This window comes from Tessaracoccus lapidicaptus (assembly GCF_001693815.1).
GTDB classification, from domain to species: domain Bacteria; phylum Actinomycetota; class Actinomycetes; order Propionibacteriales; family Propionibacteriaceae; genus Arachnia; species Arachnia lapidicapta.
The window spans coordinates 1-21,346 of the sequence record NZ_MBQD01000007.1 but is presented as its reverse complement, the minus strand read 5'-3'; the positions used below and the strand labels follow the sequence as shown (position 1 = coordinate 21,346).

Annotated in this window: 18 protein-coding genes and 2 tRNA genes; 15 read left to right on the top strand and 5 right to left on the bottom strand. The window is 70.8% G+C overall.

Going from position 1 to position 21,346, the window contains the following annotated elements; genetic code table 11:
* The first annotated feature begins 21 nt into the window (after window positions 1-21).
* From BCR15_RS02875 to BCR15_RS02855, 5 genes are all read left to right on the top strand, one after another.
* Window positions 22-1,764: an acetolactate synthase large subunit gene (locus tag BCR15_RS02875; RefSeq protein WP_068750258.1), complete on the top strand. Its 1,743-nt coding sequence runs from the start codon at window positions 22-24 to the stop codon at window positions 1,762-1,764.
* Entirely contained in the window at window positions 1,761-2,267 is a 507-nt protein-coding gene (ilvN, locus tag BCR15_RS02870) for an acetolactate synthase small subunit (RefSeq protein ID WP_068750256.1), read from the top strand. The genes BCR15_RS02875 and ilvN overlap by 4 nt, the downstream gene beginning before the upstream one ends.
* 20 nt (window positions 2,268-2,287) lie before the next feature.
* Entirely contained in the window at window positions 2,288-3,316 is a 1,029-nt protein-coding gene (gene ilvC, locus BCR15_RS02865; protein WP_068750254.1) for a ketol-acid reductoisomerase, read from the top strand.
* A gap of 202 nt (window positions 3,317-3,518) precedes the next feature.
* Window positions 3,519-5,486 carry a PTS mannitol transporter subunit IICBA gene (locus tag BCR15_RS02860; protein WP_068750251.1) on the top strand — a complete coding sequence of 656 codons (1,968 nt, stop codon included), beginning with the start codon at window positions 3,519-3,521 and terminating at the stop codon, window positions 5,484-5,486.
* Window positions 5,487-5,488: 2 nt separating this feature from the next.
* Window positions 5,489-6,535, top strand: a complete 1,047-nt coding sequence (locus BCR15_RS02855; protein ID WP_068750249.1) for a zinc-dependent dehydrogenase — start codon at window positions 5,489-5,491, stop codon at window positions 6,533-6,535.
* A gap of 93 nt (window positions 6,536-6,628) precedes the next feature.
* Here the strand turns inward: BCR15_RS02855 and BCR15_RS02850 are convergent, their stop codons facing one another.
* Window positions 6,629-7,684, bottom strand: coding sequence for a 3-isopropylmalate dehydrogenase (locus tag BCR15_RS02850; protein ID WP_068750248.1), 1,056 nt, complete (start codon window positions 7,682-7,684; stop codon window positions 6,629-6,631).
* A gap of 131 nt (window positions 7,685-7,815) precedes the next feature.
* Here BCR15_RS02850 and cimA point away from each other — a divergent pair, with 131 nt between their 5' ends.
* The 3 genes from cimA to BCR15_RS02835 are packed head-to-tail and all read left to right on the top strand — an operon-like array spanning window position 7,816 to window position 11,141.
* Window positions 7,816-9,399: a citramalate synthase gene (gene cimA, locus BCR15_RS02845; protein WP_068750246.1), complete on the top strand. Its 1,584-nt coding sequence runs from the start codon at window positions 7,816-7,818 to the stop codon at window positions 9,397-9,399.
* A gap of 21 nt (window positions 9,400-9,420) precedes the next feature.
* Complete coding sequence (locus BCR15_RS02840) at window positions 9,421-10,224, top strand: fumarylacetoacetate hydrolase family protein (protein WP_068750244.1); 804 nt, start codon at window positions 9,421-9,423, stop codon at window positions 10,222-10,224.
* Complete coding sequence (locus BCR15_RS02835) at window positions 10,221-11,141, top strand: CPBP family intramembrane glutamic endopeptidase (protein ID WP_068750242.1); 921 nt, start codon at window positions 10,221-10,223, stop codon at window positions 11,139-11,141. The genes BCR15_RS02840 and BCR15_RS02835 overlap by 4 nt, the downstream gene beginning before the upstream one ends.
* Window positions 11,142-11,343: 202 nt before the next feature.
* Here BCR15_RS02835 and BCR15_RS02830 read toward each other — a convergent pair whose 3' ends face one another.
* Window positions 11,344-12,201: a putative endonuclease domain-containing protein gene (locus BCR15_RS02830; RefSeq protein WP_068750240.1), complete on the bottom strand. Its 858-nt coding sequence runs from the start codon at window positions 12,199-12,201 to the stop codon at window positions 11,344-11,346.
* Between the two features lie 344 nt (window positions 12,202-12,545).
* Here BCR15_RS02830 and BCR15_RS02825 point away from each other — a divergent pair.
* Together BCR15_RS02825 and BCR15_RS02820 are read left to right on the top strand one after the other, a co-directional pair.
* Window positions 12,546-12,617: transfer RNA gene (locus BCR15_RS02825), tRNA-Gln, on the top strand.
* A gap of 29 nt (window positions 12,618-12,646) precedes the next feature.
* Window positions 12,647-12,719: transfer RNA gene (locus tag BCR15_RS02820), tRNA-Glu, on the top strand.
* Between the two features lie 66 nt (window positions 12,720-12,785).
* Here the strand turns inward: BCR15_RS02820 and BCR15_RS02815 are convergent.
* The gene (locus BCR15_RS02815) at window positions 12,786-13,511 is read right to left on the bottom strand and encodes an IclR family transcriptional regulator (protein ID WP_068750238.1); all 726 of its coding nucleotides are present in this window, start codon (window positions 13,509-13,511) and stop codon (window positions 12,786-12,788) included.
* 108 nt (window positions 13,512-13,619) lie between these two features.
* On the opposite strand from BCR15_RS02815, the gene leuC reads away from it, so the two are divergent.
* The 3 genes from leuC (at window position 13,620) to BCR15_RS02800 (ending at window position 17,004) form a co-directional block, all read left to right on the top strand.
* Window positions 13,620-15,023, top strand: coding sequence for a 3-isopropylmalate dehydratase large subunit (leuC, locus tag BCR15_RS02810; protein ID WP_068750235.1), 1,404 nt, complete (start codon window positions 13,620-13,622; stop codon window positions 15,021-15,023).
* 13 nt (window positions 15,024-15,036) lie between these two features.
* Window positions 15,037-15,654: a 3-isopropylmalate dehydratase small subunit gene (leuD, locus tag BCR15_RS02805; RefSeq protein WP_068750233.1), complete on the top strand. Its 618-nt coding sequence runs from the start codon at window positions 15,037-15,039 to the stop codon at window positions 15,652-15,654.
* 84 nt (window positions 15,655-15,738) lie between these two features.
* Complete coding sequence (locus tag BCR15_RS02800) at window positions 15,739-17,004, top strand: MFS transporter (protein ID WP_078919600.1); 1,266 nt, start codon at window positions 15,739-15,741, stop codon at window positions 17,002-17,004.
* A gap of 9 nt (window positions 17,005-17,013) precedes the next feature.
* On the opposite strand, the gene BCR15_RS02795 is transcribed toward BCR15_RS02800, so the two are convergent.
* Window positions 17,014-17,703 (bottom strand): hypothetical protein, encoded by a 690-nt coding sequence (locus BCR15_RS02795; RefSeq protein WP_141680011.1) that lies wholly within the window; start codon window positions 17,701-17,703, stop codon window positions 17,014-17,016.
* A 186-nt stretch (window positions 17,704-17,889) separates the two neighbouring features.
* Between BCR15_RS02795 and BCR15_RS02790 the strand changes: the two genes are divergently transcribed.
* Window positions 17,890-18,510, top strand: a complete 621-nt coding sequence (locus tag BCR15_RS02790) for a hypothetical protein (RefSeq protein WP_068750230.1) — start codon at window positions 17,890-17,892, stop codon at window positions 18,508-18,510.
* 378 nt (window positions 18,511-18,888) lie between these two features.
* Here the strand turns inward: BCR15_RS02790 and BCR15_RS02785 are convergent, their stop codons facing one another.
* Window positions 18,889-19,887, bottom strand: coding sequence for a YeiH family protein (locus tag BCR15_RS02785; RefSeq protein ID WP_068750228.1), 999 nt, complete (start codon window positions 19,885-19,887; stop codon window positions 18,889-18,891).
* A gap of 70 nt (window positions 19,888-19,957) precedes the next feature.
* On the opposite strand from BCR15_RS02785, the gene BCR15_RS02780 reads away from it, so the two are divergent.
* Window positions 19,958-20,884: a LysR family transcriptional regulator gene (locus BCR15_RS02780; protein ID WP_078920395.1), complete on the top strand. Its 927-nt coding sequence runs from the start codon at window positions 19,958-19,960 to the stop codon at window positions 20,882-20,884.
* The last annotated feature ends 462 nt before the right edge of the window (window positions 20,885-21,346 follow it).

The window sequence follows — 21,346 nt, the reverse complement described above, 5'->3', positions numbered from 1 at the left end:
GAACGATTGAAGGGAGAGGCGATGGCACAGACAGACGGTCAGGTCATGACGGGGGCGCAGGCGCTCGTCGAGTCGCTCGAGCGGATGGGTGTCGACGTAGCGTTCGGTATCCCCGGCGGTGCGATTCTCCCGGCGTACGACCCGCTGTTCGACTCGACGATCCGCCACATCCTGGTGCGTCACGAGCAGGGCGCCGGCCACGCGGCCGAGGGTTACGCCATGAGCTCGGGACGCGTGGGTGTGTGCATCGCGACGTCCGGGCCGGGCGCCACCAACCTCGTGACCCCCATCGCTAACGCGTACATGGACTCGACGCCGCTCGTCGCGATCACCGGCCAGGTCAACAGCCACGCCATCGGGACCGACGCCTTCCAGGAGGCCGACATCCGGGGCATCACCATGCCGATCACGAAGCACAGCTTCCTCATCAAGCGCGTCGAGGACATCCCGCTGGCCATCCAGGAGGCGTTCCACATCGCCGCCACCGGCCGCCCGGGCCCGGTCCTCGTCGACATCGCCAAGGACGCCCTGGTCAAGACGGCGCCCTTCGTGTGGCCCGAGGAGCTGGACCTTCCGGGCTACAAGCCGACGGTCAAGCCCCACTCGCGGCAGATCCGGGCCGCGGCCAAGCTGATCTCGGAGTCCAAGCGGCCGGTCCTGTACGTCGGCGGCGGCGTCGCGCTGGCGCGGGCCTCGGCCGAGCTGGCCGAGTTCGTGGAGAAGACGCGGATCCCTGTCGTGACCACGCTCATGGCCCGCGGGCAGTTCCCCGACAGCCACGACCTGCACATGGGCATGCCCGGCATGCACGGCACGGTCGCGGCGGTGGGCGCGCTGCAGAAGGCGGACCTGATCGTCGCACTCGGCACGCGGTTCGACGACCGGGTCACGGGGAAGCTGGACAGCTTCGCGCCGCACGCGAAGATCATCCACGCCGACGTCGACCCGGCGGAGATCGGCAAGAACAAGCCGGTGGACATCCCCATCGTCGGCGACGTGCGCGAGACCCTCATCCAGCTCAACCAGGCGGTCGAGGCGCATCCCGCGCCGGAGGCCGATGCCTGGCGCCGCCAGCTGGGCATCATGAAGTCCCGCTACCAGCCGCGCTGGGACGAAGCCCCCGACGGCCGCCTGTCCCCGCAGGAGGTCATCCAGCGCATCGGGCAGCTCAGCCCCAGCGACTCCATCTACGTGTCCGGGGTCGGGCAGCACCAGATGTGGTGCGCGCACTTCCTCCCGCACGAGAAGCCGAACACGTGGATCAACTCCGGCGGGGCCGGGACCATGGGCTTCTGCGTGCCGGCGGCGATGGGCGCGAAGGTGGCCAACCCGGACACCACGGTGTGGGGCATCGACGGCGACGGCTGCTTCCAGATGACCAACCAGGAGCTGGTCACCTGCGCGCTGAACAACATCCCGATCAAGATCGCGATCATCAACAACAACGCGCTGGGCATGGTGCGGCAGTGGCAGTCCCTGTTCTACGAGGGCCGCTACTCCAACACCGACCTGATGACCGAGTCGCTGCCGAACTTCCCGAAGCTCGCCGAGGCCATGGGCTGCGTGGGGCTCCGCGCCACGAACGAGGTGGAGATGGAGGCGGCGATCCAGCAGGCGCTGGAGATCAACGACCGGCCCGTCGTCGTCGAGTTCGTCGTGCACAAGGACGCCATGGTGTGGCCGATGGTGCCGGCCGGTGTCAGCAACGATGAGATCCGCGTGGCCCGCGACATGGCCCCCGATTGGGAAGAGGAAGTGCTGTGAAGACCCACACCCTGAGCATCCTGGTCTCGAACCGCCCAGGTGTCCTGACGCGCATCGCGGCGCTGTTCTCGCGCCGCGGGTTCAACATCCAGTCGCTGGCCGTCGGACCGACGGAGCGCGAGGAGGTGTCGCGCATGACGGTCGTGGCGCAGGTGGAGGACGACGCGGCCCTCGAGCAGATCGTCAAGCAGCTGAACAAGCTCATCGAGATCCGCAAGGTCCTCGAGCTCGGTGAGTCGGCGGTCCGCCGCGAGATGATGCTGGTGAAGGTGCGCGCCGACGTGAACACCCGCAGCCAGGTCATCGACGTCGTGAGCCTGTTCCGCGGCAAGGCCGTGGACGTGTCGGCGGAGTCCATCACCGTCGAGGCCACCGGCAGCGACGAGAAGCTCGCGGCGCTGCTGGAGATGCTCGCGCCGCACGGGATCATCGAGCTCGTGCAGTCCGGCCAGGTCGCCCTGGGCCGCGGCTCCAAGAGCATGTCCGAGAACAAAGCGAAGTAGAAACCCAACAAGGAGAACCCATGGCAGAAATGTTCTACGACTCCGACGCCGACCTGTCGATCATCCAGGGTCGCCACGTCGCCGTCATCGGCTACGGCTCGCAGGGCCACGCGCACGCGCTGTCGCTGCGCGACTCCGGGGTGGACGTGCGCGTCGGCCTGCGCCCCGGCTCGCCGTCCGCGGCGAAGGCCGAGGCGGAGGGACTGCGGGTGCTGCCGGTGGCCGAGGCCGTCGAAGAGGCCGACCTCATCATGATCCTGGCGCCGGACCAGGTGCAGCGGACCCTCTACAAGGAGGAGATCGAGCCGCACCTGACCAAGGGTGACGCCCTCTTCTTCGCGCACGGCTTCAACATCCGCTTCGGCTACATCACCCCGCCCGAGGGCGTGGACGTGTGCATGGTGGCCCCGAAGGGCCCCGGCCACCTGGTGCGTCGCGAATACGCCAACGGTCGCGGTGTCCCGGCCATCATCGCGGTGGAGAAGGACGAGACGGGCAACGCCTGGCCGCTGGCGCTGAGCTACGCGAAGGCCATCGGCGCGCTGCGCGCGGGCGGCATCAAGACCACCTTCACCGAGGAGACCGAGACCGACCTGTTCGGCGAGCAGGCCGTCCTCTGCGGCGGCGCGTCCGCGCTGGTCCAGGCAGGCTTCGAGACCCTGGTCGAGGCCGGCTACCAGCCCGAGGTCGCGTACTTCGAGTGCCTGCACGAGCTGAAGCTCATCGTCGACCTCATGTACGAGGGCGGCATCGCCAAGCAGCGCTGGAGCGTGTCCGACACCGCCGAGTACGGCGACTACGTCTCCGGGCCGCGGGTCATCGACGCGCGCGTCAAGGAGAACATGAAGGCCGTCCTCACCGACATCCAGAACGGCACTTTCGCCCAGCGGTTCATCGACGACCAGGACGCCGGCGCGCCGGAGTTCAAGGAACTGCGCGCGAAGGGCGAGGCCCACCCGATCGAGGAGACCGGCCGCGAGCTGCGCAAGCTCATGAGCTGGGTCAAGACCGATGACTCGGACTACGTGGAAGGCTCAGCCGCCCGCTGACCCCGTCCAGGCAAGGGCCCGCGACCACACCCGGTCGCGGGCCCTTTGTCATGCCGGGAGGACCAAAACAATGCGAAACAACATTTACATGTAGATGATTACTTGACATCGCTTTGGTTTGGGCCCAAGATGGGGTCCGTGGACCAGGGGGTCCATCCGCTGTACGCATAGGGGCGTGGGGCGGCGACCATGGGAGAAGACAATGACGGCTCTTCCCGACGCACGCGTCAACAAGAACCTGGAGGGATCCGGCGTGCGCGCCCGGATCCAGAAATTCGGCGGCTACCTGGCCGGCATGATCATGCCCAACATCGGGGCCTTCATCGCCTGGGGCCTCATCACCGCCCTGTTCATCGAGACCGGCTGGCTGCCGAACGCGACCCTCGCCGGCCTCGTCGGCCCGATGCTGTACTTCCTGCTGCCCATCCTCATCGGCCACACCGGCGGCCGGATGGTCCACGGCCACCGCGGCGCCGTCGTCGGGGCCATCGCGACGGCGGGCGTGATCATCGGCGGCATCACCGAGTTCGCGACCCTCAGCGGCACGCCGATGTTCCTCGGCGCCATGATCATGGGCCCGGCCGCCGCCTACCTGCTCAGGCTGTTCGACCGCGCCGTCGAGGGCAAGGTGCGGGCTGGCTTCGAGATGGTCGTCGACAACTTCTCGCTCGGCATCATCGGCATGATCCTCGCCATCGTCGGCACGCTGGGCGTCGGCCCGGTCGTGGCCGCGATCGTGGCGGTGCTGTCGGCCGGCGTCAACGCGCTGGTCGCGGCCGGCCTGCTGCCCCTGGCGTCGATCTTCGTCGAGCCGGGCAAGGTGCTGTTCCTCAACAACGCGATCAACCACGGCATCTTCACGCCGCTGGCGGCCATCGACGTGGAGACCGCGGGCAAGTCGATCCTCTACATGGTCGAGTCCAACCCCGGCGCCGGCCTCGGCCTGCTGACCGCCTTCATGCTGTTCGGCCCGAAGTCGCTGCGCGCCTCCACCTCCGGCGCGATCGTCATCCACTTCCTCGGCGGCATCCACGAGATCTACTTCCCCTACATCCTCATGCGCCCCGTGATGATCCTCGCGACCATCGCCGGCTCGATGTCGGGCCTGTTCGTCGCCACCACGCTCGGCGCCGGGCTCGCCGGCCCGCCGTCGCCCGGATCGATCCTCGCGTACCTCGCGGTGACGCCTCCCGGCGGCCACCTGCCCATGCTTGCCACCGTCCTGACGGCCGCCGTCGTGTCCTTCCTCGTGGCCTCCGTGCTGCTGAAGTTCGGCCGCGGCGCCGAGGATGACGTCGTCGAGGAGCAGGTGCACGCGATCGAGTCCATGGAGTCCGGTTCGGCCGTCCTCGGCTCCGACGTGACCAAGCTCGTCATCGCCTGCGACGCCGGCATGGGGTCCTCGGTCATGGTGGCCGGGCAGATGCGCAAGCGGCTGGCCCCCTACGGCGTCGAGGTCGTCCACACCCCCGTCGACCAGATCCCCGTCGACGCGCAGGTCGTCCTCACCCATGAGGGCCTCGCGAAGCGCGCCGAGGCCAAGGCGGCCGGCGCCCTCGTCGTGCCCTTCTCGTCCTACCTCGGAGACCCGGCCTTCGACCGCGTCGAACTCGCCATCCGCGAGGGTCGACTCCTGACCGCCGCCGGCATCGGGGAGGCCGCACCGTCGGCGGTCGCCCAGCCCGCGGCCGGCGCCACCGCCACCGCGACCCTCACCAGGCCGAAGAAGAAGCTGGCCCCCGGCATCCTCCCGGCCTCCAACGTCCGGATGGGGCTGGCCAGCGTCGCCAAGGAGGACGCGATCCGCCAGGCCGGCGACGTGCTCGTGGCCAGCGGTGCTGCCGACCCCGCCTACATCGACGGCATGCTCCTGCGCGAGCACCAGACCTCGACGTTCCTCGGTCAGGGCGTCGCGATCCCGCACGGCACCAACGAGTCGCGGACCCACATCCGCTCCGCGGCGCTCGGCTTCCTGCAGTTCCCGGACGGGGTCGACTGGGACGGTCACACCGTCAACGTCGTCATCCCCATCGCGTCCAACAGCGACGAGCACGTGTCGATCCTGGCCGCGCTGGCGAGCGTCCTGGCCGACAAGGAGCGTTCGCAGCGCCTCCGCACCGCCCGTACCCCCGACGAGGTCATCAGCCTCCTGACCCCCACTGAGGAGTGAGCATGCTCGCACTGAGATTCCACGCCCCCGGCGACGTCCGGCTCGAGGACGTCCCGGAGCCCGAATGCGGCCCGGCGGAGGTGAAGATCCGGGTCCGCAACTGCTCGACCTGCGGCACCGACGTCAAGATCCGCGCCAACGGCCACGTCAACATCACCCGCGTGACCACGATGGGCCACGAGATCGCCGGTGAGGTCGTCGAGGTGGGCCCCGAGGCCCGCGGCGGCTTCAAGGCAGGCGACCGCGTCCAGGTCATCGCCGCCGTGCCCTGCGGCGACTGCCACGAGTGCCGCAAGGGCTGGATGGCCGTGTGCCAGAACCAGACCTCCGTCGGCTACCAGTACGACGGCGGCTTCGCCGAGTACATGATCGTGCCGGAGCAGGTCCTCAAGGTCGACGGGCTGAACCTGATCCCCGACGGCGTCGGATTCGACGAGGCCTCCGCCGTCGAGCCGTTCGCCTGCGCCATCAACGCGCAGGAGCAGCTGGGCATCGAGGAGGGCGACACCGTCGTCATCTTCGGGGCCGGGCCCATCGGGTGCATGCACGTGCGCATCGCCCGCGGCGTCCACAAGGTCGGCCGGGTCATCATGGTCGACATCAACGCCGACCGGCTCGCGATGTCGGCCGACGCCGTCGCGCCGGACGTCACGATCGACGCGTCGAGCGTCGATCCCGTGGCGGAGGTGCTGCGGCTGACCGACGGGCGCGGCGCCGACGTCGTGATCACGGCCACGCCGGCCAACGTGAACCAGGAGCAGGCCATCGCGATGGCGGCCCGCAACGGGCGGATCTCGTTCTTCGGCGGGCTGCCGAAGACGAACCCGACCATCACGTGCGACAGCAACCTCGTCCACTACCGGCAGCTGCACATCCACGGCGCGAACGGTTCCGCCCCGGCCCACCACCGGGCGGCGCTCGACCACATCGCGTCCGGTCGCATCCCGGTGCGTGACCTCATCACGCGCCGCGTGCCGCTGGCCGAGGCGCTCACCGCCTTCGACATCGTCGCGAAGGGCGAGGCGATCAAGGTCACCGTCGAGCCCTGACGACGGCGCCCGGGACGAACGCACCCCGGCTTCCCGTCCCCGATTCGCCAGGTGCGGTCGGGGGCAGGGAGCCGGGGTGTCGTTGTGTGAACCTCAGGCGAGGCGGGCCGCGATGCGGTCGCCAATCTCCGTGGTGCGGAACCGCTCCGCGCCGCGGTCGGCGATGTCGGCGCTGACGGCCTCGTCGATGCGGGCGGCCAGCTCCGGGCGACCGAGATGATCGAGCAGCAGCGCCATCGACGAGATGGCGGCCGTCGGGTCGGCGATGCCCTGGCCGGCGATGTCCGGCGCCGAGCCGTGGACCGGCTCGAACATCGACGGGAACTCGCCGGAGGGGTTGATGTTGGCCGACGCGGCCAGGCCGATGCCGCCGGTGACCGCCGCGGCCAGGTCCGTGACGATGTCGCCGAACAGGTTGTCGGTGACGATGACGTCGAACTGCGCCGGGTCGACCACCATGGCGATCATCGCGGCGTCGATGTGGAGGTAACGGCGCTCGACGTCGGGGAACTCCTCGCCGACCTCGGTGAAGATCCGGTTCCACAGGCTGCCGGCGTTGACGAGCACGTTGTGCTTGTGCAGCAGCGTCAGCTGGCCGCGGCGGGACTGGGCCCGGCGGTAGGCGTCGCGGACTACCCGCTCGACACCGTAGGCGGTGTTGACCGACACCTCCGTCGCGAGTTCGTGCGGGGTGCCGACGCGCACGGCGCCGCCGTTGCCGCAGTACAGGCCCTCGGTGCCTTCGCGGACGACGACGAAGTCGACCGACTTGCCGTCGACGATCCGCGGGGCCAGGGGAGTGGGCACGCCGGGGTACAGCTTCGAGGGGCGCAGGTTGATCGCGTGGTCGAACGCGAACCGCAGCTTGAGCAGCAGGCCGCGCTCCAGCAGCCCGCTCGGGATCGCCTTCGATCCCGGGGCCGCGCCGACCGCGCCCAGCACGATGGCGTCGACGGTCTTGAGCTCCTCGAGGACCGAGTCGGGCAGGACCTCGCCGGTGCGCTGCCAGCGCTCGGCGCCGAGGTCGTAGTGGACGAAGTCGAAGGCGTCCGGGCCCGCGACCGCGGTCAGCGCCTTCAGCGCCTCCGCCGTCACCTCGGGGCCGATGCCGTCGCCGCCGATGACGGCGAGGGTACGGGTCTCAGTCATGCCTGCAGACCCTACGGCCTGCCCCCGTCGGCGGACAGGGGCGCACGGTGCCCGTCCACTGGCTGAGACGTCGGCACAGCGGGGCTCGGCGGGTATCCTTCGCTCTGACCCGCGACCCCTGGGAGAGATCAATGCCGACCCTGCCGACCCGCCCGGCCGAGTTCCACATCTTCGACACATCCCTGCGCGACGGCGCGCAGCAGGAGGGCATCCACCTGTCGGTGGCGGACAAGCTGCGGATCGCCGGCTACCTCGACGAGCTGGGCGTCACGTTCATCGAGGGCGGGTGGCCGGGCGCCAACCCCAACGACACCGAGTTCTTCGTCCGGGCGAAGGAGCTGAACCTGCAGCGCTCCAAGCTCGTCGCGTTCGGCGCCACGCGCAAGGCCGGCGCCAGGGCCGCTGACGATGCGTTGACGCAGGCGCTGGTGGACGCCGACACCGAGGTCATCTGCATCGTCGCGAAGTCGCACGACGAGCACGTGTACCGGGCCCTGCGCACCACGCTCGAGGAGAACCTCGAGATGATCACCGACACGGTGCAGTACCTGCGCTCGCAGGGGCGGCGGGTGTTCGTCGACTGCGAGCACTTCTTCGACGGCTACCGCGCCAACCCCGAGTACGCCATCAAGGTCGTGCAGACGGCGCACGACGCCGGTGCCGAGGTCGTCGTGCTGTGCGACACCAACGGCGGCATGCTGCCCAGCTGGATGGCCGAGATCGTCGCCGCGGCCGCGGCCACCGGCGCGAACCTGGGCGTGCACTGCCACAACGACACCGCCTGCGCGGTCGCGAACACGCTGGCCGCCGTCGAGGCTGGCGTCATGCACATCCAGGGCACCTTCAACGGGTACGGCGAACGCACCGGCAACGCGGACCTGTCGGCGCTCATCCCCAACCTGCAGCTCAAGTACGGCTGGGACATCCTGCCGGCGGACCAGCTGGCGGACCTCACCCGCGTGGCGCACGCGATCGCGCTCGTGGCGCACCAGCCGCTGCTCGGCCGGCAGCCCTACGTCGGGCACTCCAGCTTCGCGCACAAGGCGGGGCTGCACGCCTCGGCGATCAAGGTCGACGAGAACCTGTACCAGCACGTCGACCCGGCGCTGGTCGGCAACGACATGCGCATGCTCATCTCCGACATGGCCGGCCGCGCGAACATCCAGATCAAGGGCGAGCAGCTCGGCTTCGACCTGGCCGACCGGGGGACCGCCGCCAAGATCACCGAGCGGGTCAAGGCCAAGGAATCCGAGGGCTACTCCTACGAGTCGGCGGATGCGTCGTTCGAGATGCTGCTGCGCGACGAGCTGGGCGTCCTCGAGCTCCCCTTCCAGGTGCAGTCCTGGCGCGTGTTCACGGAGGAGCGCGACGGCGTCAACATCTCCGAGGCGACCGTGAAGCTGACCGCCAAGGGGGACCGGCACATGGTCGTCGGGGAGGGCAACGGCCCCGTCAACGCCCTCGACGGCGCGCTGCGCCAGGCGCTGGCCACGCCCTTCCCGGAGGTCGCGGACTTCGAACTCACCGACTACCGCGTCCGGATCCTCGACGAGGGGCACGGCACCGACGCGTCGGTGCGCACGCTCATCGACACGTCGTACAAGGGCTACACGTGGACGACCGTGGGCGTCGGCACCAACGTCATCGAGGCGTCGTGGGAGGCGCTCATGGACTCGCTGGCCTACGGCATCCTCACGCACGTCGACGCCGGGTAGCCCTCCACTACGCTGGGCGCCATGCGCATCGCACGTTTCGTCAAGGATGGTCAGGACCCGGCCTACGGGATCATCGAGCTCGCCGTCGACGGGGGTGAGCACCCGGACACGGTGGCGGTCCTGACGGCCGACCCGCTGGCCGGCGTGCCGGTCAACTACACCGGCGAGCGGCACCACCTGGACGAGGTGCGGTTCCTGGCACCGGTGATCCCGCGGAGCAAGGTGGTCGCGGTGGGGAAGAACTACGCCGACCACGCCAAGGAGATGGGCGGCGACGTGCCCGAGTCGCCGCTGCTGTTCTTCAAGCCGAACACGTCGGTCATCGGGCCGGAGGACACGATCCTGCGCCCCGAGGGCTGCACCAACCTGCACTTCGAGGGTGAGTTGGCCATCGTCATCGGCCGCATCTGCAAGCAGGTGCCGGTGGAGCGCGTGCCCGAGGTGATCTTCGGCTACACGATCGCCAACGACGTCACCGCCCGCGACTGGCAGGCGACCGACGGCCAGTGGGCCCGCGCCAAGGGCTCCGACACGTTCCTGCCGCTGGGGCCGTGGATGAACACGCATCTGACCATCGAGGAGGCCGAGCACCTCGGCCTCGAGACTCGCCTGAACGACGAGGTGCGCCAGCAGGGGTCCACCTCGCAGATGGTGCGCGGCATCGCCGAGCTGGTCAGCTACATCTCGTCGTTCACGACCCTGCTGCCAGGCGACCTCATCCTGACGGGCACGCCGGCCGGCGTCGGGGCGATGGAGCCGGGGGACCGGGTCACCGTCGAGATCGACGGGCTGGGGGCGCTCAGCAACCCCGTCGCCGACGCGTGAGCCTGGCGCCGCTGCTCCCCGGGGGCGAGCCGGTGGACCCGCCGTCGGGGGTGGGGTATCCGCTGGTGCTGCGCCGGCCGGGTGCCGGGATGGTCGCGGGCTTCGGGGCGCTGCTCGCGTTCAGCGCGTTCGCTGTGCTGGTGCCGGTGATCTCGGCGCTGGTGCTGCGGGTCGGCTTCCTGGTGCGCGGGGGCGGCGACTTCGCGGCATACCAGCGGGCGGCGTCGGCGTACGAACTGCCGGAGGGCCCCGCCGCCGGGCACCTGGCGCTGGCCGCGCTGATCCCGGTGGTGCTGCTGCTGGTGCGCTACCTGCACCGGGTCCGGCCGCGGTGGGTGGCGTCGGTGCAGCCAGGGGTGCGGTGGCGCTACCTGCTGGCGACACTCGTTGTCGCGGCGGTGCTGCTGAACGCGGTGCTGTGGGCGTCGTTCGCGGTGCGCGGGGTGCCCGAGTTCCATGCGGGGCAGACGGGGTGGCCGGCGTTCCTGGCGATGGTGCTGGTGACGTCGCCGCTGCAGGCAGCCGCCGAGGAGGTCTTCTTCCGCGGCTATCTGCTCCAGACCATCGGGTCAGCGAGCGGGCGGGCGTGGGTGGGCGTCGTCGGGTCCGCGGTGGTGTTCGCGCTGCTGCACGGGCTGCAGAACCCGGCGCTGTTCACGCACCGGCTGGTGTTCGGGCTGATCGCCGGGGCGCTGGTGGTGGTGACCGGGGGGCTGGAGGCCGGTGTCGCGGCGCATGTGGTCAACAACCTGGCCGCGTACGGGTACGCGATGTTCACGACGTCGCTGGCCGAGCTGCGGGGGGTGACGTCCATCGCGTGGGACGAGGCGGCGTGGAACATCGCGGGGTTCGCGCTGTTCGGTGTCGCGGCGTGGTGGATCGGCCGCCGGATGCGGGTCGCGACGCTCACCCCGTGACTCGCTCCCGGTGGGCGGCGGGCGTGGTGTGTGGTGCGGCGGGTGTGGGCCGGTGGGGTTTGAGCAGATGGCACCACTCGTCGCGGGAGTCACGCAGGGGCCGAGCGTGCGACGCCGCACGAGTGGTGCCATCTGCTCAAGATTGCCTGGCGAGGGACGCTGTGCGATGGGTCGACGATGACCCACGGGTCAGCGTCAGCTGTTAGGTCGGCCGCCCGCGCTGCGCCAGCAGCGCACGCGTGGTGTCCACGAGGGAGGGAAGGGTCTTCTCGGTGAAGTGCGCGACCAGCCAGCCGGCCCGCATGAGGTCGATATCCCGCGCCCGATCGCGATGGAAGGACTCTCGTGACCCGTGGAATTCGTAGCCGTCGATCTCCAAGGCGACCATCTCCTTCCTGAACCCCGCGTCCACGTAGTGCCTACGCCCACACGCGGTGACGGGCAGGTTGGAGATCCAGCCGGTGATCCCCGCCTCGCGGAGTGCCGCATGCGCCCTCAGTTCGAGCGCCGACCATGGCGAGTCCCGGGACTGGTCCAGCAGGTCGCGCCGGAGCCTGTTGAAACGACGCCGAGGGGTCAGGGCGAGAGCGCGGCGCATCTGCTTGAGCGTGCAGGCCCGCCGTCGGAGCGCCTCCTGGATCACGTCGCCCCCGAATTCGGGGATCAGGTCCAGCACGGTCAGCTCGGGCACCGTGCACAGCACGCCCTCACGGCGCGTCAGCAGTTCCGGAGGGATGAGACGCTGCTCCACCGCCAGGCCGTAACCCGGGGTGAGCTTTCGGGGGCAGGCGATGTGGAGCTCGTCGTCGTCTCCGACCTCGGGCCAGAACGTCAGGGCGGCCGCGCTGCGTCTGACGAGCGTGAGGTCGTCGCCGTACGCCCGGACGGCTTGGAGGCGTGTGTGGATCGACGACGCGGCACCTGGCAGGCCGTAGACCCCAGGCAGAACCCGTTCGAGCTGACCGCGGCAGGCGTAGGCGTTGAGAGCCCGCGCCTTGCGGGGCGTGAGCTTGGCCGTGACGACGCCGTCGCGCACCGCAGCTGCGATCTCGGGGTCCATGCGCCCAGTCTCGGGACGCGCGCCGTCGCGGACAAGGGGCGACTCCCCGCCTGTGGATAACCAGCGGTCTCGGGGGCGGGAGTGGGGTGGGGTGGGGTCTGAGGGTTTGAGCAGATGGCACCACTCGTCGCGACGCTGCCGCTCAGCCTGAGCGTCTGAACGGCAGCGACTGGTGCCATCTGCTCAAACCCCCACAGGGCCGCAGGGGGGCCCGACGAGAGGGTAGGGCCGGCAACAGCGGACCAGCCTCGACGGCGGGCGCCCGCTCCGTGACCGGGGCCGGTTTGCGGGCCGTGAGCGCGATCGTGTACTGTTCCTACTCGTGCCCGGCTCGCCGGTAGCACAGGGGTATGGGGTAATTGGCAGCCCGCCGGATTCTGGTTCCGTCAGTCTAGGTTCGAGTCCTAGTACCCCTGCGGAAGGTGTTAAGCTTTCCACTCGCTAGGGCCCCGTTGTGTAGCGGCCTAGCACGCCGCCCTCTCAAGGCGGTAGCGCGGGTTCGAATCCCGTCGGGGCTACAAACAGAAGGTCCCCCAGTCGATATCGGCTGGGGGACCTTCGCTGTTCTCAGGGTCAGCGAGACATCACTCGGGCGCCCCGCTGCGGCGCAGCACCTCGCTCAGCCGCTCGGCCGCCGCGAGCACCGCCGGGGCGTGCAGCCGGCCGGGGGAGCGCGTCAACCGCTCGATGGGCCCGGACACGGACACCGCCGCGATGAGCTTGCCCGACGGCGCCAGCACCGGCGCCGACACCGACGCCACGCCCGCCTCCCGCTCCGCGACCGACTGCGCCCAGCCGCGACGCCGCACGCTCTGCAGTGTCGACATCGTGAACGACGCGTGCTCCAGTAGCTTCTCGAGCTTCTCCGGCTCCTCCCACGCGAGCAGCACCTGCGCCGCCGACCCGGCGGTCATCGACAGCTGTGCGCCGACGGGGACGGTGTCGCGCAGGCCCGTGGGGCGCTCGACGGAGGCCACGCAGATGCGGATGTCGCCCTGGCGGCGGAACATCTGCACCGACTCGCCCGTGATGTCGCGCAGGCGCGTCAGGATGGGGCCGGCCGTCGCCAGGAGCGGATCCTCGCCGGCCGACTCGGCCAGCTCGATGAGCCGCGGGCCGAGCACGAACCGGCCCTGCAGGTCGCGCCCGACCAGCCGGTGATGCTCGAGGGCCACCGCCAGGCGGTGAGCGGTGGGGCGGGCGAGGCCGGTAGCCGAGACCAGCCCCGCGAGGGTCAGGGGATTGCGCTCCAGGGCGGCCAGCACGGCGGCCGCTTTGTCGAGTACGCCGACGCCACTTGTATCGTCCATATCGTGAGATTAACAATCCACATTGTGGACATGCAAACTGGATCCGCGCGTGTCCTCGGACATACTTGGCGCAGCTTTTGAAGGCATCGTTTGTCGAGAAGAGGACCCATGGGCAAGACCCTGAGCGAGAAGGTATGGGACGCGCACGTCGTCCGCACGGCCGAGGGAGAGCCTGACCTGCTCTACATCGACCTGCATCTGGTCCACGAGGTGACCAGCCCGCAGGCGTTCGAGGGGCTGCGGCTCGCGGGCCGCCCCGTCCGCCGGCCGGACCTGACCCTGGCCACCGAGGACCACAACACCCCCACCCTCGACATCCTCAAGCCCATCGCAGAGCCCACCTCGCGCAAGCAGGTCGAGACGCTGCGGCAGAACGCCAAGGACTTCGGGGTCCGCATCCACTCGCTGGGTGACCGCGACCAGGGCGTCGTGCACATCATCGGCCCCCAGCTGGGCGTCACCCAGCCGGGCATGACGATCGTCTGCGGCGACTCGCACACCTCCACCCACGGCGCGTTCGGCGCGCTGGCCTTCGGCATCGGCACCTCCGAGGTGGAGCACGTGCTGGCCACCCAGACGCTGCCGCAGAAGAAGCCCAAGACCATGGCGGTCAACATCAACGGCGAGCTGCCCGACGGCGTCACCGCCAAGGACGTCGTGCTGGCGCTGATCGCGAAGGTCGGCACCGGCGGCGGCCAGGGCTACATCGTCGAGTACCGCGGCTCGACCGTCGAGGCGCTCTCGATGGAGGGCCGGATGACGATCTGCAACATGTCCATCGAGTGGGGCGCTAAGGCGGGCATGATGGCCCCCGACGAGACGACCTTCGCCTACCTCAAGGGCCGGCCGCACGCGCCGGAGGGCGAGGACTGGGACGCCGCCGTCGAGTACTGGAAGACGCTGCGCACCGACGACGACGCCACGTTCGACGTCGAGGTCGACATCGACGCCACCCAGCTCACCCCCTTCGTCACCTGGGGCACCAACCCGGGCCACGGCGTGCCGCTGGGCGCCGTTGTCCCGAACCCGGAGGACTTCGAGTCCGACGTCGAGCAGGCCACGGCCCGCCGCGCGCTGGAGTACATGGCCCTGACGCCGGGCACCCCGATGCGCGACATCAAGGTCGACACCGTCTTCCTGGGCTCCTGCACTAACGGCCGCATCGAGGACCTGCGCCTGGCGGCGTCGGTGCTCAAGGGCCGCCGCATCGCCGACGGCGTGCGCATGCTGGTCGTGCCGGGCTCGGCCCGGGTGCGGCTCCAGGCGGAGGCCGAGGGCCTGGACAAGGTGTTCCTGGACTTCGGCGCCGAGTGGCGCGCCGCCGGCTGCTCGATGTGCCTCGGCATGAACCCCGACCAGCTGCAGCCGGGTGAGCGGGCGGCCTCGACGTCGAACCGCAACTTCGAGGGCCGCCAGGGCAAGGGCGGCCGCACGCACCTGGTGTCGCCGCCGGTCGCCGCCGCCACCGCCATCACCGGCCACCTGTCCGCCCCCGCCGACCTCTCAGCCTGAGGAGCCCCGCATCATGGAGAAGTTTTCCCGTCACGTCGGCGTGCCCGTGCCGCTGCGCCGCAGCAACGTCGACACCGACCAGATCATCCCCGCCGTCTACCTCAAGCGGATCACCCGCACCGGCTTCGAGGACGGCCTGTTCGCCGCCTGGCGCAACGACCCCGAGTTCGTGCTGAACCAGGACGCGTTCCGCAACGGTTCCATCCTGGTGCCGGGCCCGGACTTCGGCACCGGATCGTCGCGTGAGCACGCCGTGTGGGCGCTGCAGAACTACGGTTTCAAGGCGATCATCGGGGCCCGCTTCGGCGACATCTTCCGCAACAACGCCGGCAAGGCCGGCCTCGTCGTGGGTGTCGTCAGCGAGCAGACGGTGGACCGGATCTGGGACTACATCGAGGCGAACCCGGGCCAGGAGATCGAGGTCGACCTCGTCGAGCGCCGGGTCGTCCTCGCCGACGGCACGCAGATCCCGTTCGAGATCGACGACTTCACGCGGCACCGCCTGCTCGAGGGTCTCGACGACATCTCGATGACGCTGCAGCACGAGGGCGACATCGCGGCCTACGAGGCCACCCGGCCGTCGTTCAAGCCGAAGACGCTGCCGGCGAGGACGGCCGACACCGTCGCCTGACGAGTCATCCACACCGCGCGGCGCGGGCATCAGCGAGACTGGTGCCCGCGCCGCGTCGCTGTCGGCGGTCCCTACACTTCGACTGTGACCCTCCCGGATGACGTGCCGACCGCCCTCGCGAGCGCGACGGAGCCCCGCCGGTTCGACCGCTTCAGCCTGGGGATGTACGGCGCCTTCCTGCTCTGGGGATGGCTGCTCTACGCGTTCGGCCCGGTGATCCAGATCCTGGGCCGCGAGGTGGGGTTCACCGCGGCGCAGATCGGGCTGCACGGCACGGCCATGGCCGCCGGGACGGCCCTGGCGGGTGGGGCGCTGGCCGCCGTCGTCGGGGTGCTCGGGCGGCGGGGGGCGCTGGTGCTGGGCGCCGCGCTCGTGGCGGTGGGCGCGGCGGGGTTGGCGCTGCTGTCGTCGCTACCGGGGACGCTGACCGCGACGGTGGTGCTGGCCGTCGGCGGGAACATGGCCATCGCGGCGGCCCAGACCGGACTCGTGGTCTACCACTCGCCGCGCCCCGCGGACGCCGTGACCACCGCGAACGGCCTGGGCACCCTGGTGGGGCTGCTGGGGCCGGTGGCGATCGGCGCGAGTGTCGCGGCGGGCTTCGGCTGGCGGCCGGTGGTGCTGTCGACCGTCCCGCTCGGCGTCGCCGCGATCGTGATCTGGCTTCGGATGCCGGCGTCGCGCGGCATGACTCCCCGGGGTCCGCGGACGGCGGCGGCCGGGCCCGGTCCCGCGGAGGCAGGACCGGCGGGTGGGGGAGTGCTGCGGCGCGCGGTGCGGCAGCTGCCGCCGTCGGGCTGGTGGTTCCTGCTGGCGGCGCTGCTCGGCGTGGCCATCGAGAGCGCCACGACGTTCTGGGCGCTCACCCTCATCACGGAGCGCACGTCGGCGGGTACGGCCGTCGCGGCGGCCGCGACGGCGGCCTTCGTCGGCGGGATGGCGACGTCGCGGCTGGTGTCCTGGTGGTTCACGGCGAGGTGGGCGCCGGCCAGGCTGGTGGTCGCGGCGTTCGGGGTCAACGCACTCGGCTGGCTCGTGTTGTGGCTGGCGACGTCGCCGACGGTCGCGGTGCTGGGCCTCGCCGTCGCCGGGATGGGCTGCGGCCTGCTGTATCCGTTCGCGGCCAGCCTGATGCTCTCCACGGCGCGTGGGTCGAAGGACTCGGCGCAGGGGCTGATCATGGTGGCGCTCGGTGTCGCGGTGGCGGTGGTGCCGTTCGTGCTGGGCGTGCTGGCGGACGCCGTCGGGGTGCACCTGGCGTTCACGCTCATCCCCGCGTTGGCGGCGGTGGGCGCGGTGGCGGCCGCGCTCGGCGCGGCGACCCACCGGCCGTCTGCCCCCGGGGCGTGACGAGGCGGCTCAGCGCTTCGGCCTCCTGATCGCCAGCATGAAGAGCGACGAGATGCCGACGACGAGCGCCACTGCCGCCGCCGTGTCGAGGACCGGTGACCACGCGCTGACCCTGTCCAGCCACGCCACCTCGGCGGGTGAGAGGCGTTCGGCCGACAGCTCGACGGGCACGCTGACGTGCTCGCGGCCCGAGGCGTCCTTGAAGTAGCTGGTCAGCGCCGACCCGGGCCCGGCATCCACCGGGTAGAAGAGCTGGTAGTTGAGGACGAGTTCCGCCCGACCCGGGTGGACCTCGTCGTCAGGGAGATAGACCCGGTGTTCGACGGTGAAGTCCTCCTCGTCCGGGTCCCCGGAGAACGAGTTGGGCCAGTCCTTCCCGATCGGCATCTGCACGTCGAGCCAGGCGTCACTCGAGTCGCCGCCTTGGTACAGACGGATCTGCGCGGTGCCGCGGTAGTGACCGCGGATGGAGGCGATGCCGGGGTGGAACTCGATGTCGATGTAGCCGCCGGGCCGGAACACCCCCTCGGTGTTGACGCCCTGCTCCGACGGCCCGGCCACCGCCTCATAGCTCGACGGGGGCCTCGTCACCAGGTAGCCGCCTACGAACACCAGGACCGACATCCCCAGCAGGACGCCCCACAGCAACCGGGAGCGCCGCCCGGGTGCCGGACGGGCGGGAACTCGACGTGCAGCCATGCTCGCACGTATGGATCCAGAGCTGCTCATGGCTGTGGCCTTCCTTGACCCTCACCCTCATGATCCACCCGGGACGCCGGGCCCGCACGGGAACCGCCCAGCGGCGCCCCCGACCGCGTTAGGCTCGGGTCAGCCGCCTCCGTGGGAGGTTCGGACTGCGACGGCGGCGCAGGGAGGTGATCGGCCGTGGGCCTCGACTACCGCTACCTGCTGTTCGTCGAGCGCGACGCGGAGATGGACGCCCTCGGCCGGCTGGCCGGCATCTCGCCGGGCCGACCCGGCGAGACGTCCGTGGAGGTTCCGGCCCCCGGCGACATCCCGTACCGCGCCGAGGCCCTGCCGTTCCGGGCGACGGCCGGGACGCCGTCGCACCTGTGGTGGGACGACCCCACCCCGGAGTGGAACTTCGCGATCGTCCTGGCCTTCGAGCCCGACGATGCGATCCGGTGGTACCAGCGCGACGACCCGCGGCTGGACGCGCACGGTCGCCACGAGATCGGCTACATCTACCTGACCCTGCACCGGCACATGGGGGACTGGGCCGCGGGAGGGTCCGACGACCTGGTGCTGTTCGAGTTCGGCACGACCGGCTCGAAGATGAGCGCGATGTTCTCCGAATCCGAGTCGGTGCGCCGGGTGATGGTGGGCCTGCTGGAGGGGTGCCGGGGGGTGTGTGGGATCTTCGACTGGGAGGATCACGCCACGCTGTTCTGGTGGCGGGGCCGCGAGCTCGACGTGGAGCTTCCGGAGGCCGACCTGGATTTGGCGGAGGTGGCCCGCTTCGTGCCTCCCGAGGCGTCCCTCTGACCCGGTGCGCCTCCGTCGGCGCTGTGTCGACGCCTGTCAAGCGACACTCCGGGCAGCGTAAGAAAATCTCAGGAGATTCTTCTGTTCCGGCTCTTGTGCCGGTGCCGCGGGAGGCGTCTAATGGTGGGTACGCAGAAGCCATCGAAGCAGATCCACTAGGAGACGTAGAGATGGACGAAGCGGTCGAGTGGTTTCCAGATGTATTGCCGACGATCATCGCCGACACCCGCCGAGACGGACGGGTAGGTCTCAGAGCCATTCGAGTCCGGGAGCCGTCCTCCCCCGAACACATTGCGAAGGCCGGGCATTGAATCAATGCTCGGCCTTCGTTCGTGTCCGCAGATGTTCGGCCCCGGGAGGGCTCCCCGCTTCAACCAGCTAGGCGATCGCGACGGCGCCGGCGAGCCCGATCGAGCCGATGAGGAGCGTGGCAGCCGCGCCGAGCAGGAGCGGACGTCGCCCCACGGTCGCCAACGCGCGCAGGTCCACCCCCAACCCGAGGGCGAACATCGCCGCGGCCAGCAGGAGTTGCTGGACCTGGCCCAGGACCGTGAGCGCGGACTCCGGCACGAGCCCGACGGTCCGCGCGGCCATGGCCGCCAGAAACCCCACGACGAAGAGCGGGACGACGGGCGGCAGCCGCAGGTCGCGGGCACCGGCGCCCGGCAGGGCGCGCAGCCGGCGCCGCTCCCGGCCCGCGAGGACCCCCATGACCGGCGCCAGCAGCGCCACCCGGGCGAGCTTCACCGTCACCGCCACACCGAGGGATTCCGCCCCCACGAGGCCCGCGGCCGCGACCACCTGCGCCACCTCGTGCGTGGAGGCGCCGATCCACAGCCCGGCCGCGGTCGGAGTCAGCCCCAGGACCGTCGCGAGCAGCGGCAACGCGACGATCATCCCCGTGCCGAACACCACCACCAGGGCCACGGCCGTGGCCACCTCCTCCTCGTCGGAGTCGGTCACGCCTTCAGCAGCCGCGACCGCCGCGGCACCGCAGATGGAGAAGCCCGCGGCCACCAGCAGCGACTGTTCCGCGCCCAGACCCAGCCGCCGCCCCAGCCAGGCGGTGGTGGCGAAGGTCACGCCCACGGCCGCGGCGACCAGCGTGAGCGTCGCCGGTCCGAGACCCACCACCGTCACCAGCGACACCTGCAGGCCCAGCAGCACGATTCCCGCGCGCAGCAACTGCCGGCCGGCCACGCCCACCCCGGGGGCCCAGGACGCCGTCGTGGCGCGTGCCGTCCGCCAGGCGACGCCCGCGAGGATCGCCACCAGCAGCGGACTGGCGAGCGGGACGACCCGGCTCACCGCGACGGACGCAACGGCGGCCGCCAGGCAGGCGGCAAGGCCAGGGATGGCGGCGCGGAAGCTGGTCACGCAGCTACCGTGCGCCCGATCGACCCACGGCCGGTAACCCGATCCGCGCAGCAGGTCATATGATCGCGATATGACCATCTTTCCCGATGAGCCCGGCCTCCCGGCGCTGCGCCTGCTGGTCGCCGTCGCCGAGCACGGATCGCTGGGCGCGGCGGCGCGGGAGATCGGCATGGCGCAGTCCAACGCCAGCCGCGCCCTGGCCGGGCTGGAGCGGCGGCTGGGCTTCGCCGTCGTGCGGCGCAGCGCGGCCGGCTCCGACGTCACGCCCGAGGGCGCGCTGGTGGTGGGCTGGGCGCGGGAGGTGGTCGAAGCCATGGACCGGCTCATGGCGGGCGCCGGCGCGGTGACGGCCACCGCCGGGGGAGCGGTGACGGTGGCGGCGAGCATGACGATCGCCGAGTACCTCGCGCCCGTGTGGCTCGCCGCGCTGCGGCGCGCACACCCCGACGCCGCCGTCTCACTCGAGATCCTCAACTCCGACGCGGTGATCGAGGCAGTCCGTCACGCGCGGGTGGCCGTCGGGTTCGTCGAGTCGCCGGAGGTGCCCGACGACGTGTCGAGCCGTCTGGTGGGCCGCGACCGGCTGATGGTGATCATTCCGCCGGAGCACCCGTGGGCCGAGCGTCGCGGGGCGGTGACGGTCTCGGAGTTGGCCGCCACTCCGCTGGTCGAGCGGGAGCCCGGCTCGGGGACCCGTCGCTTCCTCGACCGGGCGGCCGCGTGCGCGGGGGTGTCGACGCGGGCCACCCCGGTGGCGCAGTTGTCGAGCAACGCCGCCATCGTGGCTGCGGTTGCCGCTGGGCTCGGCCCCGCCGTGTTGAGCAACCACGCCGTCCGCGGCGCGCTCATGGACGGCCGGGTGCTCGCGGTCCCTGTCGCGGGCGGGCCGATTGAGCGCGAGCTGCGAGCCGTGTGGATGGGCGGGCCGTCTCCTCGCGGCATTGCGGGGCGCCTGGTCGACGTGGCCGCCTCGACGCAGGCTTCCACCGGTCCCTGAGGAGGGCCGTCCCCCCGGTCCCTGAGGAGGGCCGCCCGCGCAGCGGGGCGGCCCGTTTCCCGTTCCCTGAGGAGGGCCGCCCGCGCAGCGGCGCGGCTCGTTTCCCGTTCCCTGAGGAGGGCCGCCCGCGCAGTGGCGCGGCTCGTTTCCCGTTCCCTGAGGAGGGCCGCCCGCGGAGCGGCGCGGCCCGTCTCGAAGGGTCGTGACCGGCACCTTCGAGTGCGACCGCGTGTCAGGCTGGGTTACGACCCTTCGAGACGCCCACGCGCCTTCGGCGGTGGGGTCCTCAGGGAGCGGGGGGATGCCGCCCACGCGCCTTCGGCGGTGGGGCCCTCGTGTGAGTCCCGTGGAGTGGTGGGGTTTCAGGGAGGGCGTGTCCTGAGCTGATGGAGGGGGCCATCGGCGTGATCCTCGGTTGTAGCGCCAACTACCACCGTGAAGGAGTTCACACCGATGGCCCTG